General features: G+C 68.5%; 16 protein-coding genes. 10 read left to right on the plus strand and 6 right to left on the minus strand.

The genetic code is table 11. The annotated features are described in order from the left end of the window. Positions 1 to 71 precede the first annotated feature (71 nt). The 7 genes from ON41_RS08320 to ON41_RS41440 all read left to right on the plus strand — a co-directional run bounded on the left by ON41_RS08320 (position 72) and on the right by ON41_RS41440 (position 5,290). Positions 72 to 1,100, plus strand: coding sequence for an MlaD family protein (locus ON41_RS08320; protein WP_246829472.1), 1,029 nt, complete (start codon positions 72 to 74; stop codon positions 1,098 to 1,100). After that, positions 1,097 to 2,053: an MlaD family protein gene (locus ON41_RS08325; protein ID WP_040746632.1), complete on the plus strand. Its 957-nt coding sequence runs from the start codon at positions 1,097 to 1,099 to the stop codon at positions 2,051 to 2,053. Before ON41_RS08320 ends, ON41_RS08325 begins: the two co-directional genes overlap by 4 nt. Before the next feature lie 11 nt (positions 2,054 to 2,064). Beyond that, positions 2,065 to 2,619 (plus strand): hypothetical protein, encoded by a 555-nt coding sequence (locus ON41_RS08330; RefSeq protein ID WP_051161106.1) that lies wholly within the window; start codon positions 2,065 to 2,067, stop codon positions 2,617 to 2,619. A 25-nt stretch (positions 2,620 to 2,644) separates the two neighbouring features. Next, positions 2,645 to 2,944 (plus strand): DUF6412 domain-containing protein, encoded by a 300-nt coding sequence (locus ON41_RS08335; protein WP_051161107.1) that lies wholly within the window; start codon positions 2,645 to 2,647, stop codon positions 2,942 to 2,944. An 86-nt stretch (positions 2,945 to 3,030) separates the two neighbouring features. Further along, entirely contained in the window at positions 3,031 to 3,888 is an 858-nt protein-coding gene (yidC, locus tag ON41_RS08340) for a membrane protein insertase YidC (RefSeq protein WP_051161108.1), read from the plus strand. Between the two features lie 73 nt (positions 3,889 to 3,961). Then, a complete protein-coding gene (locus tag ON41_RS08345; protein ID WP_051161109.1) occupies positions 3,962 to 4,933 on the plus strand; it encodes a helix-turn-helix domain-containing protein in 972 nt (323 codons plus the stop codon). Between the two features lie 132 nt (positions 4,934 to 5,065). Beyond that, positions 5,066 to 5,290: a hypothetical protein gene (locus ON41_RS41440; protein ID WP_157185403.1), complete on the plus strand. Its 225-nt coding sequence runs from the start codon at positions 5,066 to 5,068 to the stop codon at positions 5,288 to 5,290. 347 nt (positions 5,291 to 5,637) lie between these two features. On the opposite strand, the gene ON41_RS08350 is transcribed toward ON41_RS41440, so the two are convergent. The 4 genes from ON41_RS08350 to ctaD all read right to left on the minus strand — a co-directional run bounded on the left by ON41_RS08350 (position 5,638) and on the right by ctaD (position 10,301). Further along, positions 5,638 to 6,153 (minus strand): hypothetical protein, encoded by a 516-nt coding sequence (locus tag ON41_RS08350; protein WP_040746634.1) that lies wholly within the window; start codon positions 6,151 to 6,153, stop codon positions 5,638 to 5,640. A 103-nt stretch (positions 6,154 to 6,256) separates the two neighbouring features. After that, positions 6,257 to 7,882 carry a GMC oxidoreductase gene (locus ON41_RS08355; protein ID WP_040746636.1) on the minus strand — a complete coding sequence of 542 codons (1,626 nt, stop codon included), beginning with the start codon at positions 7,880 to 7,882 and terminating at the stop codon, positions 6,257 to 6,259. Between the two features lie 100 nt (positions 7,883 to 7,982). Continuing rightward, positions 7,983 to 8,525 carry a YdcF family protein gene (locus ON41_RS08360; RefSeq protein WP_246829473.1) on the minus strand — a complete coding sequence of 181 codons (543 nt, stop codon included), beginning with the start codon at positions 8,523 to 8,525 and terminating at the stop codon, positions 7,983 to 7,985. A gap of 39 nt (positions 8,526 to 8,564) precedes the next feature. Further along, positions 8,565 to 10,301 carry an aa3-type cytochrome oxidase subunit I gene (ctaD, locus tag ON41_RS08365; protein WP_083905217.1) on the minus strand — a complete coding sequence of 579 codons (1,737 nt, stop codon included), beginning with the start codon at positions 10,299 to 10,301 and terminating at the stop codon, positions 8,565 to 8,567. A 257-nt stretch (positions 10,302 to 10,558) separates the two neighbouring features. On the opposite strand from ctaD, the gene ON41_RS08370 reads away from it, so the two are divergent. After that, a complete protein-coding gene (locus tag ON41_RS08370; protein WP_040746870.1) occupies positions 10,559 to 13,057 on the plus strand; it encodes an ATP-dependent Clp protease ATP-binding subunit in 2,499 nt (832 codons plus the stop codon). Positions 13,058 to 13,138: 81 nt separating this feature from the next. Continuing rightward, positions 13,139 to 13,615, plus strand: a complete 477-nt coding sequence (locus ON41_RS08375; RefSeq protein ID WP_040746638.1) for a nuclear transport factor 2 family protein — start codon at positions 13,139 to 13,141, stop codon at positions 13,613 to 13,615. On the opposite strand, the gene ON41_RS08380 is transcribed toward ON41_RS08375, so the two are convergent. Then, positions 13,616 to 14,221: a TetR/AcrR family transcriptional regulator gene (locus ON41_RS08380; RefSeq protein WP_040746640.1), complete on the minus strand. Its 606-nt coding sequence runs from the start codon at positions 14,219 to 14,221 to the stop codon at positions 13,616 to 13,618. A gap of 91 nt (positions 14,222 to 14,312) precedes the next feature. Here ON41_RS08380 and ON41_RS08385 point away from each other — a divergent pair, with 91 nt between their 5' ends. After that, on the plus strand, positions 14,313 to 15,323 hold the full coding sequence (locus tag ON41_RS08385; RefSeq protein ID WP_040746642.1) for a glycoside hydrolase family 113 protein: 1,011 nt from the start codon (positions 14,313 to 14,315) through the stop codon (positions 15,321 to 15,323). On the opposite strand, the gene ON41_RS08390 is transcribed toward ON41_RS08385, so the two are convergent. After that, positions 15,324 to 16,322 carry an AraC family transcriptional regulator gene (locus tag ON41_RS08390; RefSeq protein ID WP_040746871.1) on the minus strand — a complete coding sequence of 333 codons (999 nt, stop codon included), beginning with the start codon at positions 16,320 to 16,322 and terminating at the stop codon, positions 15,324 to 15,326. Positions 16,323 to 16,329 lie beyond the last annotated feature (7 nt).

The raw sequence follows: 16,329 nt of genomic DNA on the forward strand, positions 1-16,329 counted from the left end.
ATTCCGGCCAAAAACGTGCCGGAAAAACGGGGGAGCGTTCGGGGCGTAGGCGTCTTGTCGTAGGTCTCGCGGTGTCACTGGCGGCGGCCCTGCCCGTGGCCGGCTGCGCCTTCGACCCCTCGTCGGTCCCCGTGCCCGGCACGACGGTCTCCGGACCCACCTACCACCTGAAGATCGAGTTCGAGAATGTGCTGAACCTCCCCGCGCGGGCCAAGATCATGGCCAATGGGGCGCAGGTGGGGACGGTGTCCGGGGTGTCCGTGGTGAGTGCGGACCGGTCGGGTGGGCGTGGCGGCTATGTGGTGGTCGACGCGGACGTCTCGAAGTCGGTGAAGCTGCCCGCGACCACCGTGGCGGAACTGCGGCAGAACACGGTGCTCGGCGATATCCATGTCGCCCTGACCACGCCGCCGGACGGGTTCGGCACGCTGCTGGCGGAGGGCTCCACCATCCCGCTGGCGCAGACGAAGCCGCCGGTGCAGCTCGAGGACACCATGGCCGCCGTCGCCACCTTCACCCAGGGCGGCTCGGTGTCCAAGCTCCAGGACATCATCACCAAATTCAACCGGGTGCTGCCCGAGGATCCGGCCCGCACCGCGCAGATCTCGCGGACGATGGGTGCCGATGCCGTCGATCTGGCCGCCAACCTCGACAGCGTGGACGCGCTGCTGAACGGGCTCGGCACCAATGCCGAAGTCCTGCACGACATCCGGCCCGAACTCGACAACATCCTGAGCGAGAAGTCGGTCGAGGAGGTCAACGGCATCGTCGCCTCCGTCGTGGGCGTGACGAAGATCTTCGGCGTGCTGGGACCGGTCGGCACCTCGCTCACCTGGCTCGGCCCGGTCCTCCAGGGCGCGGACGGGGCCGCGCAGGCTTTCCTGCCGCTGCTGGCCACGTCGCGCCCGCTGGACCTGAGCAGCCCGTCGAATCTCCAGACGCTGGTATCGCTGCTGCGCGACAAGGTGATCCCGTTCGTGGAACACGGCCCCAAGGTGAGTATCACCGGCGTGAAAACCGATGCGGCGGCGAATGTTCCGGCCCAGGACCAGACGGATCGGATCGTCGAGACCCTGCGCATGATCGGAGCGGTGCGATGAAGGCGGGTGCACTGGCCTCGCTCGGCGGGATCGCCGCGATCACGGTGCTCGGCGCGAGCTATCTGACCTTCGGTGTGGTGCGGGCCGATCCGTTCGCCGATTACACCCGCGCCACGATGGTGCTGGCGAATTCCGGTGGGCTGGGCGTGGATTCGCCGGTGCTGCTGACCGGCATCGAGGTCGGCCGGGTCACCTCGGTGCGGAAGGCGGCGGGCGGCGTCGAGGTCGGGCTGCGGGTCGACGCCGACCGGCAGGTGCCGACCGACAGCGTCGTCACCATCGAGCACCTGTCCGCACTGGGCGAGCCCTACGTCGAATTCCGGCCGACCACCGGCGCGGGCCCCTACCTGCGCGACGGCCAGCGCCTGGAGAGCGCGAATGTTCGTACGCCGCTGTCGATTCCACAGGTCGCGCGGCTGGTCACCCGGACGATGAACCAGCTCGACCCCGCCGTCGTCGGGTCTCTGGTCGGCACCGCGACGACGGCCTTGGACGGCACCGACGCCGCGATCCCGAACCTGGCGCGCTCGGGTGATCTGCTGGCGGCGGCGATCATGAGCCGCAGCCCGCGTATCGCGGATCTGCTCAACAGCTTCCAGGCCGCGGCCTCCGATATCGACTGGGCGGGACCGGCGACCAGCGCCGCCGCCCCCGAATTCGTCCGGTTCACACAGACTTTGAACGATCTGGTCGCCGCGGTCGGCCGCCTCGTCGACACCCAGCCGGCCGAGGCGTTCACCGAGGGCAGCGGTCTGGTGCCGTTCCTGGCGAAACTCACCGACGCCCTGAAGGAACTCGGCCCCGAGCTGAAATCCCTGACCCCGGCGCTGCAACCGCTCGCCGACGCGGCGACCTCGGCGGCGCCGCGCATCGACATTTCCAGTCTCATCTCGCAGGCCCTCGCCGACGTCGACAGCGACGGCGCCGTGCGGGTGCGAGTGCACGTCAAATAGAAGGAGGACCGATGTCGAACGACAGTGGTACCGCACGCGATCCCCGCACCGTCTCTATCCGGCTGTCGACCGTGGCGGTGGCCGTCGCCGGCGTGGCGCTGATCGCGCTGACCGCCGTCTTCGGCTCGCTGTGGCTGTCGGCGCGCGGCACTCTGAACGACCGGGACGCGCAGGCCGCCGACGATCGGCACGCCGAGCAGATCGCCACCGATTACGCGGTCGGGGCGTCGAATATCAACTTCCAGGACGTCAACGGCTGGGTCGCGAAGCTGAAGGCCAACACCAGCCCGCAGCTGGCCACCAAATTCGATGCCACCGCACCGAAACTCCAGGAGATCCTGGTCCCGCTGAAGTGGACGTCCAGCGCGACGCCGATCACCGCCAAGGTGATGTCGAAGGACAACGGCCGCTACAAGGTGAACGTCTTCCTCAACGTCACCTCCACCAGCGCTCAGACGCCCGAGGGCGCGCAGACCACCGTCACCTACACCGTGGATATCGATCCGGACAACGGCTGGAAGGTCACCGACGTGGGCGGCATGGGCGGAGCGTTGCCGAAGCAGTAGCCGGGGAACCGGTACTCTCATAGGCATGACCGCCGCCTGGCTCCGATCCGCCGCACCGCTGGTGTACGCGCTGGTCGTGTCGGCGGTGGCGGCGCTCGTCATGCCCTTCGGCGAGCCGAATTCACTGATGGCCGTGGGTGCGGCCGCGGTGGTGGCGCTGGCCGTGGTGGCCGCGCACACCGCGCGGGTCACGCTGGTTCCGGTCGTCGCGCACGCCGGACCACCCGTCTCGGCGCAACGACGCCGGCGGGGATCGTTTCTGCGCCAGAGCAATCCGGACGCCGCGGGCCGAGTGCGACCCAGGGCACCGGGTCACGGGGGCTGACCGCGTCTCGGTACGCGGTCGGCACATCCGCTGACCTGTTTCCCTGACGCCCGTTCGCGGGCGCCTCACAGTGAGGTGTCGTCCCCATGCTCGATTTCGTGTATTACCCCGTGTCCGGAGTGCTGTGGTTGTGGCACACCGGATTCGCCGCCGTCCTGGGCGCGGGCGGCAGCCTGGCCTGGGTCGCGGCGATCGTCCTGCTCGTCGTCACCGTCCGGGCGCTGCTGGTGCGGCCGTTCCTGGCCCAGGTGAAGTTCTCCCGGACCATGGCGATCCTGCAACCGGAAGTGCGCAAGTTGCAGGCGAAGTACGCCGACGACCGCGAGAAGCTGGTCGCGGAGACCCGGAGACTCCAGGAGCAGCACAATTTCAGCCTCCTGCGCGGCTGCCTGCCGATGGCCGGGCAACTGCTGCTGTTCCTGGGTCTGTACCACGTCCTGCGCTCGTTCGACCGGACCGGACCCGTCTCGCACGTGCCCCTGGTCGGCAATTCCACCTCGATGACCGCCGCCGAGAACGCGTCCACCGCCAACTACCTGTTCTCACCCGACCAGGTCCAGTCGTTCCTGAACGCGAAACTGCTGGACGCCCCCCTGTCGGCAACCCTCGCCACCTCGGGCGGATCGATGACGGCCGTCCTGACCGTCGTAATCCCGCTGGTCCTCATAGCCGGCCTGGCCACCCATTTCACCGCCCGCTCCGCCATCACCCGCCAACTCGAGACCACCCCCCAAACCCGCATGATCAACTGGCTGAGCCTGTGGATCTTCCCCCTGGGCGCCGCCGTCGCGGGCGTCCTCATGCCGGTCGGCATCCTCGTCTACTTCGCAACCAGCAACACCTGGACCTTCGTGCAGCAACACCTCGTCCACAAACGCCTGGGCCCCATGCCCGTCCCCGGCCAGCCGGATGCGCAGGATTCGGCCAAGAGCACGCCGGAGTGACGGTGGCCCGGCGGCGTCGCGCCGTATACACACAAGCCTGGTTTGCCTCCTCGGGGAGGCATACCCTCGGCTTATGGAGCACGCTGGCGAACGCATCCGGTACTGGCGTCGGCGGCGCGGCGGAATCAGCCAGAAGATGCTGGCCGATCACGCGGGAGTCTCGCAGGGCTACATCTCCCTGATCGAGAGCGGGCAGCGCGCACTCGATCGCCGGGCGACACAGGTGGCGATTGCCCGAGCATTGAGCATCACCGTGTCGCAACTGCTCGGGCAGCCTGGTGACCCTACGGACCCGGCCAAGGCGGCCGCTACTGTCGTCGTACCCGACGTCAGGTCCGCGTGTTTGGAGATGTCCGTGGGCGAACGGCGCAAGCCCGAGCGATCTCGGGATGCCGTACGCGCGGCCGTCAGGCGCTCGACACTGATGCGCAACGACGCGAATTACGTAGGTCTCGCGCCCGGCATGGCTGATTTGTTGCGGGACGCTTTCTACTACCAGGGGCCGGAATTTGTGGAGGCCGCGTTCAACGCCCGCTTCCTCGTCAAAGGCGTTGGCTATCCCGATCTCGCGACTACTGTCGCCGGATTGGGAATGCAGGTAGCCCGTGATCTCGATACGCCCGAGTGGATCGGTTTGGCCGAGATTTCACGGCTGAATGCGATGCCGCCGGAGAACGCCGAACTTGCACGTCGACTCGCAATGCACACTGCGAGCGACATGCAGTCGGCACTCACCAGCGTCGATGCCCGCCAGGCATACGGAAACCTGCTGTGTCGTGGCGCATTCGCTTGCGCGGTATCCGGAGATGCGAGCGGGGTGGCCGACTTCTTGGACGAAGCGTCCTCGGAGGCGCGGTCTCTCGGTGATTCCGAAGACGGTGGGTTCGGGCTGCTCTGGTTCGGACCGACGAGCACGGCCATATGGCAGGTGTCGGTGGCGGCCGAACTCGGTGACAGCGATGAAGCGGTCAACGTGGCCCGAGGGATCGAAGGCCCTGTTCGGTCGCTTGCGCACAGTCTCGGCCTTGATTCCTTGACCGTATAACACCTTGTAATCCTTCTGTCCCCTTGCGCGAGCCATGCTGCTGGGCAGGCCCTGCCACCGGTTTGATGCGACGGACTGATCCCGTTCCCGGCACGTCGGCGGCGGTGCCCTTCCAACGACGGACGGGGTGCGATGGACAAGACGACCGGCAGGCTTCCGCAACGAATGGTGAACGTCGACTTCGGTGGGGCGATGCACCCGGCGATCACCTACACCGCACGGCCCGATGTGATTGTGAGATTGCTACGAGCACTACGGAATTGGAACCCGGACTACTGCGTTGAGGTCGAGTCGGTCGGAGTCGATGAGAACGTTCCGCCGTTGCCGTTGTGGCGCCTGCGGGCCTGGACGAATTGATGAGTGGCCCGGCGGCATGGTCGGTTCTCGTAGCGCTGATGATGATCGGTGGGGACGTGTTGTGCTTACTGCGTGCCGATAGTGATCGTGAGCAGGGGGAGAGTGACGCACTGGCGCAGATCCCGTGGCGATGCAACAGCACCGAGCTTGCGACCGGGAAGGTTGCTCGCGCAAGGCGATCGCGTGGCAGGTGCTCGTGGAGGCCCGGCACATCAAGCTGGACTCGGGTCGGAGCTACTAGGGTTCGACGCACATCGGAGGCGGACGTACATCTGGCCTGGGCCTGTCGATACGGAGGTTCCGGTTCGCCCTCGGGTGAGGGCGAACCAGAACCTGGGGCCCACGGCTCACATGTCCGCGGCGGCCCGGCTGTGCGCCTGCCGGAACGGGTCGTCACGGCGGGGGCCCCGGACGGGCGCCGCGCCCGGGTAGTCGGGGTGGGAGACCACCACCGTCGCGACGGTGAGGATCTGGTCCACGTCGACGCCGTCGGCGGCGAGCCGGGCGATGATGCCCAGTCGCCGCTCCTGACCGTCGGGACGGATCAGGATCTCGCGGCGGCCGCGTTCGGCGACGAACTGCCTGCGACGTGCGTCGTAGCGCAGCGGAACTCCGTCGCGCACGGCGCGGTAGGCCTCGACGTCGAGGTCACGATGCCGGTCGGCATCGATCATCAGGCCGTCGATGAGCCGTTCGGCCTGCCGGACCAGCAGGTGTTGCACTGCCGGCTCGGCGAACCGGAGCCGCAGGTCCACCCGCCGCCAGTGTTCCGCGACGGGCCGGCGCAGCAGCTCGCGATGCCGCGCGATCTCGGCTGCCAGCCGGTCGTCGGCACGGTCGGACGACGAGTAGAACTCGGCCATGGAAACGCCTTTCCCTCAGGGTGCGGATTACTCTGCGTTGCAACCTGATCGGCGTCCGACGAGAGCAAGTATGCCCGAGGGGTACGACAAGTTTCGGCCGGCGTCAGGACGCCTGCGCGGGTGACGTGCCGACGGTGGTCGATCCGGCCTTCAGGCCGTCGGCCAGGCGGACGGCCAGCGCCAGGATCATGAGCGTCGGGTTGACGTGGCCGGTGGTGGGGAAGACGGAACTGCCTGCCACGTACAGGTTCTCGACCTCGTGGACGCGGCAGGCGGGATCGACGACGCCGTGCCGGGGATCGGCGGACATGCGGGTCGTCCCGGTGGGGTGGGCCCAGTCGGTGAGCTGCGGGGGCGCCGAACTGCCGGGCCGGGCCCACTCGCACAGCGTCGGCGCGGCATAGCCGAGCCGGGCGAATTCGGCCGCGACCAGCCCGGCGGCCCGCCGCACCGTGCGGTCCTCGAGCTCGCTGGTCTTCCACTCGAGCCGGGCGACGGGCACTCCGAACCGGTCGCTGTGCTCGGCGAGGGTGACGCGGCTGGCCGGATCGGGCCGCTGCTCGACCATGCACCGCAGTTCCACCCGGTCCAGCCGGTGCGGCAGACCGGTGTGGTGGACCAGCCGCCGGTACGCCCCGGACAGCAGCAGTCCCGAACTGCCCAGCGCCCGCCGCGCGTCGTGCCGGTCGCCGCGCAGCCGCATCAGCCGCTTGACCGCGTCCCAGGGATCGTCGTCGGCGGGCACCTCCTGAATCCACAAGGCGCAGTTGAGTAATCGCTCGTCGCGCTGGATCCGGTCCGAGAGGGCCAGGCCGTGCAGGAACGTGTGGGTGCCGTGCGCGGACCGGACGACGTACTTGCCGTAGTGGTCGCGGACCGCCGGGGAGCCGGCCGGATCGAAGGTGCCGACCGCACCGGACCGATGGTCCATCAGATAGCGCCCGACCAGCCCGTTGCCGTTCCCCACGCCGTGCGGCACATCCCGCCGCGACGCCAGCAGCAGGCGCGCGTTCTCGATACCGCCCGCGGCCAGTACCACCCACCGCGCACGGACCGTGCGCCGCCGCGGATCGGCGCCGGCGACCTCGAGCGATTCCACGCGCGACCCCGACTCGTCGGTCCGGACCTGGGTGACGGTCGCGTTCACCACTACACGGACGTTCGGCGCCGGCGTCGCCGCGGCATGCGCCCCGAACCGCTTGGCGTCGAACGGATTCGCGGGATCCTTGCTGATCTGCCAGAAGTACGGCCGCAGGAGATCGGGATCCGCCGTCCGGGACGGTCGCGGGCGATGGGCGAGCCGCCAGAACGCGTCGTTGTTGAACCCGCCCCCGTAGCCGATGCCGATGTGCCGGGCCGCCCGATCGAGATACGGCCGCACGTCCGCGGCGCCGATCGGCCAGCCCGACTCGGGAACCCAAGGGCGGCAGGAGAAGTCGATCTCGTCGAAGTAGCCGCAGCGGCCGCTCCAGGTATCGGAACTGCCGCCCAGCACGCGGTTGCGCGCATCGCGATGCGGCATCGCGCGGGGAGCCCCCGCATTCTCGATATCGTTGAGACGGTCGGCATCCGGGCTCCGGGTACGGCCGCCGCTCTCCAGGACCAGAACCCGCCACGCGGTCCCGGCCAGCTCGGTGGCAATCGTCAATCCCGCGGGACCGGAACCCACGATGCAGATGTCGGCGTCGAGTTCGGTGTCGCGTACCTCGCGCAGGTCGTCGATGCGCATGCCGGGGCCCTTCCGCAGTGCGTAACCCCGACCAGTTGTCGGATCATCGTAACGGTGAATCAGCCTGGTGGGGGCCGATTTCGGGGCCTCGAAGCGGAGGTCAGCACCCGGAAAAGAATGCCCGGACGTAGCTCACCGACTGGCGGACGTACATCCACGCCCAGTACCGCAGCCCCGAATCGGCGGGGCTGGCGACCATGGTCAGCTCACCGTGGAAACACTTGCCCACGATGTAGCGGGCGCGCGAGACGTGCGGCGTATTGGTGATGACGATGAGGTGATGCCACCCGAACCGCTCTGCCCGCCGGGAGATCTCCCGCGCCTCGCCCTGCGTCGTCCACGGGTCGGGAACGAAACAGTCGACGTGGAACGGATAGCCGCCGTCGCAGTACCGGTCCATCAGCGAGTCGTCGGCGCCCGTGGACCGCGAGATCAGCAGTTCGGGCGCGAGCCCCCGGCGGGCCAGGTCGAGGCCGATGTCGAAGCGCTCGTAGGCGGTACCGCCTAGCACCACGATGGCGTCGGCGGGCCGCAGCGGATCGGTCTGGGGGTGGACATAGACCGGCAGGCCCGCCACCGCGAGCGCCGCGACCAGGGCTGTGAGAGCGATGAGCGTGACCAGGACCCGCCGGACTGCGCGCACACCACGACGATACCGATCTCCCCGCGGCGGGCACGGCGCTCAGGAGGCGGTGTCGGCGTTCTCCTCCTCGTGCCGGGGCGCGCCCCAGCCGACGTGTGCCTCCGCCCGCATGCGAGCCACCATGTGCGGGTAGTGCAGCTCGAATGCCGGTCGCTCGGAACGGATTCGGGGCAGCTCGAAGAAGTTGTGCCGCGGCGGCGGACAGGTCGTGGCCCATTCCAGCGAATTGCCGTGGCCCCACGGATCGTCGGCGGAGACCACCTCGCCGTAGCGGTAGCTCTTGAAGACGTTCCACACGAACGTCACCATCGAGAACCCCAGCACGAAGGACCCGATGGTGGAGATGGTGTTGAGCGTCGTGAATCCGTCGGACGGCAGGTAGTCGGCGTAGCGGCGCGGCATGCCCTCCGCGCCCAGCCAGTGCTGTACCAGGAATGTCAGATGGAATCCGCAGAACGTGGACCAGAAATGCAGCTTGCCCAGCCGCTCGTCGAGGAAGCGCCCGGTCATCTTCGGGAACCAGAAGTAGATACCGCCGAAGGTGGCGAACACGATGGTGCCGAACAGCACGTAGTGGAAGTGCGCGACCACGAAATAGCTGTCGGAGACGTGGAAGTCGAGCGGCGGGCTCGCGAGGATGACGCCCGACAGGCCGCCGAACAGGAACGTCACGATGAATCCGAGAGCCCACAGCATCGGCGTCTCGAAGGTCAACTGCCCCTTCCACATCGTGCCGATCCAGTTGAAGAACTTCACCCCGGTCGGCACCGCGATGAGGAAGGTCATCATCGAGAAGAACGGCAGCAGTACCGATCCCGTGACGAACATGTGGTGCGCCCACACCGCCACCGACAGCGCCGCGATCGCCAGCGTCGCGTAGACCAGTGTGGTGTAACCGAACAGCGGTTTGCGGCTGAACACCGGAACGATCTCGGTGATGATCCCGAAGAACGGCAGCGCCACGATATAGACCTCGGGATGGCCGAAGAACCAGAACAGATGCTGGAACAGGATGGCCCCGCCGTTGGACGGATCGTAGATGTGCCCGCCCAGATGCCGGTCCACCGCGAGCCCCATCAGCGCCGCGGTCAGGATCGGAAAGGCCAGCAGCACAAGCACACTCGTCACCAGGATGTTCCAGGTGAAGATCGGCATCCGGAACATGGTCATCCCCGGGCAGCGCAGGCAGACCACGGTGGTGATCATGTTGACCCCGCCCAGGATGGTGCCGACGCCGGACACCGCCACGCCCAGGATCCACAGGTCCGCGCCCACCCCCGGGGAATGGCTGCTGAGGCTCAGCGACGTGTAGGCGGTCCAGCCGAAATCGGCCGCGCCGCCGGGGGTGAGGAAGCCCGCGGTCGCGATCGTCGCCCCGAACAGATACAGCCAGTAGCTCAGCGCGTTCAGCCGCGGGAACGCCACGTCCGGCGCGCCGATCTGCAGCGGCAGAACGCAATTGGCGAATCCGAAGACGATCGGCGTCGCGTAGAACAGCAGCATGATCGTGCCGTGCATGGTGAACAGCTGATTGAACTGCTCGGGCGACAGGAACTGTAGGCCGGGTCTGGCCAGCTCGGATCGCATCAGCAGCGCCATCAGGCCGCCGATGAGGAAGAACGCCATCGACGTGACGATGTACATGACCCCGAGCAGCTTGGGGTCGGTGGTGGTCATCACGGTCCAGACGTAGGAACCCTTCGGGGCGACCCGCCGGGGATAAGGCCTGACGGCCTCGATCTCGGCGGCGCCACGGCGAGACGGTGCTGTGGTCACAGATCCTCCTCGAGCCCAACCGGTTCCGAGTGTGGCACCGCGGAAAGATCAATTGGTGCGAATGCGGGCACCCCTTGGTTGCCGGATAGTGACTGGTCAGGGCCGCGGAAGGCCCTTCCGGGTCTTGCGTCATGGAGTACGGTGGAAGCCGACTGTTTCGAAACGGACGTTGATGCGATAGCCATCGGTTCGCCGATCACCCGGTTTCAGCACGACCACGACGGTGTGGACATCGATACAGACGATGAGGTGTGGATATGACCGCAGCCTGGCCCGACTCATTCGGCTCGTTTGACGACATCTTCAACCGCTTCTTCGGCTCGTCGGGCCTGACCTCGCAGCCGCCCGTCCAGCGGATCGACCTGGGCCGCCTGCTCAGCGATAACGCCAAGGCCCTGGTCGGCGCCGCTCGCGACGCCGCGCGGGAATGGGGCAACGCCGAGATCACCCCCGAACATCTGCTCTACGCGGCGGCGGCGGTCGAGCCGTCGCGCGGCGTCATCACCGAACTCGGCCTCGATCCGGACCAGGTGGCCGCGCAGATGCGCGGCGCGGCCGGCAGCGGGCAGGCCTCGGCGACGACGGCGGGCGGCGGCATCGTGCTCAGTCCCGCGGCGAAGCTGGCGCTGCGCAATGCCCAGCGCGGCGCCGCCGAGGCCGGGTCCAGCTACATCGGCCCGGAACACATCCTGCTCGGCATCGCCTCCAACGGCGACAGCCCCGCGGCGCAGGCCCTGTCGGGCGCCAAGCTGCCGCAGGCCGAGGGTAAGAAGCCGCCCAGCGATACGCCGACCCTCGACGAATACGGGCGCGACCTCACCGCGGAGGCCCGGGCGGGCAAGGTGGATCCGGTCGTCGGCCGCGCCGAGGAGATCGAGCAGACCGTCGAGATCCTGTCGCGGCGGCGCAAGAACAATCCGGTGCTGATCGGCGACCCGGGCGTCGGCAAGACCGCGATCGTGGAGGGCCTGGCGCAGCGGATCGTCAACGGCGACGTGCCCACGACCCTCGCCGACCGCCGGGTCGTCGCGCTCGACGTGGGCTCGCTGGTGGCCGGCAGCAAGTACCGCGGCGAGTTCGAGGAGCGGCTCACCAAGATCCTCGACGAGGTGCGCGAGCATTCCGACGAGCTGATCCTGTTCATCGACGAGCTGCACACCATCGTCGGCGCGGGATCCGGCGGCGAGGGCTCGATGGACGCGGGCAACCTGCTCAAACCGGCCCTGGCCCGGGGCGAACTGCACGCCATCGGCGCGACCACGATCGACGAGTACCGCAAGTACATCGAGAAGGACGCCGCCCTCGAGCGGCGGTTCCAGCCGGTGCTGGTGACCGAGCCGTCGGTCGAGGACACCGTGGAGATCCTGCGCGGGCTCGCCGATGTCTACGAGGAGCATCACCAGGTCCGCTACGACGACGAGGCGCTGGTCGCCGCGGCCGAGCTGTCGGACCGCTACATCACCGACCGCTTCATGCCCGACAAGGCCATCGACCTGGTCGACCAGGCCGGCGCGCGCGTCCGGTTGCGTACCCGGATGCCCGGCCCGCAGCTGCGCGAGGCCGAGGAGGAGCTGGCGCGGCTGCGGCGCGAGAAGGACGCGGCCGTCGCCGCCGAGGACTACGCCAAGGCCGATTCGCTCAAGGAGCAGATCACCGCGGCCGAGGAACGCCTCGACCACCTCGAGCACGACGAGGACGACCTGCCGCACGTCACGATCGACGATATCGCCGCGGTGGTGTCCAAACAGACCGGCATCCCGGTGTCGGAGCTGACGGTGGAGGAGAAGCAGCGGCTGCTCCAGCTGGAGGACGTCCTGCACAAGCGGGTGATCGGGCAGGAGGAGGCGATCACCGCGGTCGCCGAGGCCGTGCGCCGCGCCCGCGCCGGAATGAAGGATCCGAACCGGCCGATCGGCTCGTTCCTGTTCCTCGGGCCCACCGGCGTCGGCAAGACCGAACTCGCGAAGGCCCTGGCGGAGGCCGTATTCGGCGACGAGGACCGGATGATCCGGTTCGACATGAGCGAATTCCAGGAGAAGCACACGGTGTCGCGGCTGGTCGGCGCGCCGCCCGGATACGTCGGCTACGACGACGCCGCCCAGCTCACCGACAAGGTGCGGCGGCAGCCGTATTCGGTGATCCTGTTCGACGAGGTCGAGAAGGCGCATCCGGACGTCTTCAACGTGCTGTTGCAACTGCTCGACGACGGCCGGGTGACCGACGCCAAGGGCCGCACCGTGGATTTCAAGAACACCATCGTCATCATGACCAGCAATATCGGCTCGGATCTCATCCTGAACGCGCCCGCGGGCGACGTGGACTCGATCACGCCGAAGCTGATGGAGCGGATGCGACAGCACTTCCGCCCCGAATTCCTCAACCGCATCGACGAGACCATCGTCTTCCACCGCCTGGACCGCGACCAGCTGCGCCACATCGTGGACCTGGTGCTCGACGGCCCGCGCCGCCGCCTGCGTGCCCAGGACATCGACCTGGATGTGACCGACGCGGCGCGAGACTGGCTGGCGGACAACGGCTATCAGCCCGAATTCGGCGCCCGCCCGCTGCGGCGCACCGTCCAACGGGAACTGGAGAACCGGATCTCCACGCTGGTGCTGTCGGGGGAGCTGAACGAGGGCGACACCGTGCGGGTCGACGCCGACGACGCGGGCCTGCTGGTGCGCGCGGTCGCGAAGAAGGACGGTAAGGAACGGTCGGTCGCCTCGGCCCGAGAGCCCGCGTCCACCGGAAGCTGAGACTCGTCCGGCGAAACCCGCGAACCGAAACAGGAACATGTTCTACAGTGTTCGCGGGCCGAGACGAGGAGGTGGCGGCGGATGGATCCGGTTGCACTGGAGGAGATTCGTGCGCTGAAGTACCGCTACCTGCGGTCCCTCGACCTCAAATTGTGGGACGAGTTCGCCGGGACGCTCGCCGAGGACGCCACGGGCGACTACGGCTCCCCGTCGGGTGGCCGGCCGCTGAAATTCACCAGCGGCGCCGAGATCGTCGACTACATGCGGTCGTCCCTGGACCGCAATATCGTCACCGTCCACGTCTGCACCCACCCCGTCATCGAGGTCGACGGCGACACCGCCACCGGCAGCTGGTGCCTGGAGGACACGGTCATCGTCCCCGAGTTCGACGTCCTGATCCGCGGCGCGGCCTACTACAACGACCGCTACCGCAAAGACAACGGCCGGTGGTACATCACCCACACGGGTTACGACCGCATCTACGAGTCCACCATGTCCCTCGCGGCCTTGCCTGACTTCAAACTCACCGCTAACCGCTGGGCTCCCGAGGAATCCTGATTACGAGAGCTGGTTCTCGTACCCCCGGAGCATCGGCAGATAGACCGCGTCCACGATCTCGACCAGCACCTCGTCCGGGACGCTGGCGACGCCGCGCGTGACGAACTCGTTGCGCAGCAGGTCGATCGGGACCGAGGCCACGCGGGGGTGGCGGGCCGTGGGCGGGACCTCGCCGCGGGCGACGGCGCGGTCGAGGATGGTGAGCCAGGGGCGTGCCCCGGCCTCGCCGGACTGGTCGCGGAGCTGACTCAGGAGTTCGGGCTCGTCGGCGGTGTGGGCGAGCAGTCCGCGCAGGATCTCCCCGAGCGGGGAGGCGAGGTGGGAGTTGGCGCGGCGCAGGAGGTCCAGGGCGTCGGCGCGCAGCGAGCCGGTATCGGGCAGGCGTAGCTCGGCGGAGGCGAGCTGGCGATAGGCCGCGACGCCCAGTGCGGCGCGATGCGGCCAGCGCCGGTAGAGGGCGTTCTTGTTGGTTCCGGCGCGCTTGGCGACGCTGTCCATCGTCATGCCGGCATAGCCGGATTCCAGGAGTTCGTCGACGGCGGCGCGCAGGATCGCCTGCTCGAGGGCCGCGCCGCGGCGCCGCGTCTGTCGGGTGGGCTCGCTCATATGGGTACAGATCGTACCTTGTCCGATGCTGCCAGTAAGGGCTATCGTGACTCGTAGGGTACTTAAAGTACCGTATTGAGGAGGAAGATCCATGCGAGGAACTGGCGTCTGCTACGACACCGGCTTCGTCAATCGAGGCAGCACCACGCACGAGCCGTTCGACCCCGGCGCGGTGCGGCGCGACATGTGCGCCATCCGTGACGAACTGCGCTGCACCGCCGTTCGCATCACCGGCGGCCGCGCCGAACGCCTGAAGCTCGCCGCGTCGCTGGCCGCCGACGCCGGGCTCGAGGTGTGGTTGTGCCCGTTCGTCAACGAGACGACCGCGGCGGAATTGCTCGATCTGCTGGCCGACTGCGCCGACCACGCCGAACGGCTGCGGGCCGGTGGTGCCGCCGTCGTGCTGGCCGTCGGCTCCGAGCTGAGCCTGTTCCTGCCCGGCTTCCTGCCGGGTGACACGTTCGAGGAGCGCGCCGCCGCCCTCGCCGATCCGGCGACACGAGGTGCGATGGCCCGAGTTCCCGCTCGTCTCAACGAGTTTCTCGCTCGGGCCGTCGCGATGGTGCGAGAACGGTTCGGCGGCAAGGTGACCTACGCCAGCCTGCCGTTCGAGGGCGTGGACTGGACCCTGTTCGACATCCTCGCCACCGACGCGGGCTACCGGTCGGCCGCGCAGGTGGACGGGTACCGCGACAGTATCCGGTCGTTCGTGGACCAGGGCGCGGCATCGGGAAAGCCGGTGGCGCTCACCGAATTCGGCTGCTGCGCCTACCGCGGCGCGGCCGACGCGGGCCCGCGCAGCGGAGAAATCGTGGACTGGGATCCGCGGACGGCACGACCGCGCGCATTGACCGGCGACTACGAACGCGACGAGCGTGAGCAGGCCGCCCACCTGACCGAACTGCTCGACATCTTCGACACCACCGGTGTCGATATCGCCTTCTGGTACTGCTTCGCCCGCTACGACCTGCCGCACCGCGACGGTGTGCGCGCTGATCTCGATCTGGCCAGCCCGGGGTTGGTGAAGGTCTTGGACAATGCGTCGGGCTGGGAGCGGAAGGAGGCATTCACCGCGCTGGCCGGCTACCGCCCTGCCGCGTGATCACCCGCGCCGCAGGGCCGTCGGCGTGGTGTTCCACCAGCGCTGCACCGCCCGCGTGAGCGTCGACTGTTCGGCGAGGCCCAGCAGGGAGGCGATCTGGCTCATGGGCAGATCGGTGGTGGTCAGGTAGCGGCGGGCCTCGGTGCGGCGGACGTCGTCGAGAATCGCGGCGAAGGAGGTGCCCTCGGCCGCGAGTCGACGCTGCAACGTCCGGGGGTGGAGGGTGAGAAGCCTTGCCACCGCGGCTATTTCGGGAGCGGCGGTGCCCAGCAGCTGCTGGACGGCGGCGCGGACCTTGGGTTCGAGCGCCACGCCCCCGTCCGCGGACTGCTCGGCCAGGAAGGCCAGCGCCAACCGGCGCAATGTCTCGTCGCTGCCGGCCACCGTGCGCGAGGCCAGACTGCTGGGCACCCGCAGTATCGCGGCCGGCCGCCCGAATCGTACCGGGGCGCCGAAGAATTCCTCGTATGCCGATGCGGATCCCGGTGGCCGGTAGGGCAGTTCGACCGAGCGCAGTCCGTACGGCCCGTCCACGAGTCGCCGCAGCGCTCGATGGAGGAAGCCGAGCCCGAGATCGGTGCCCTGGACGAGGATCGGCACCCCCGGCCGCACCCCGTAGTGCAGGGCGGTCACGCCGCGATCGCCGTACGGGTCGGGCTCGAGGGTCAGGCTCAGCGACCGGGCGTGCACGAACAGGTAGCGCGAGGTGCATTCCAGGGCGTCGGCCAGTGTGGGGGAGCTGCGAATGGCGAGCGCGAGCGGGCCCAGCATGCCGAGGTCCTGGCGGGTGGCGATGCGCAACCCGAGGTCCGGGCAGCGCAGCCGCTCGGCCGCGATCTCCAGCACCAGCGCCATGGCCTGGTCGGAGACCAGCAGGTCGTCGGCGTCCAGCGCGCCGATCGGCAGTCCGGCCGCGACGGCGAACTCCTCGGCATCGCCGCCCAGCTCGGCCACCGTGGCGCGGAAGCCCCGCAGGCCCGCGGACCGGATCACCGACATGTCGTCC

This window comes from Nocardia transvalensis NBRC 15921 (assembly GCF_000308875.1).
Taxonomy (GTDB): Bacteria; Actinomycetota; Actinomycetes; order Mycobacteriales; family Mycobacteriaceae; genus Nocardia; species Nocardia transvalensis.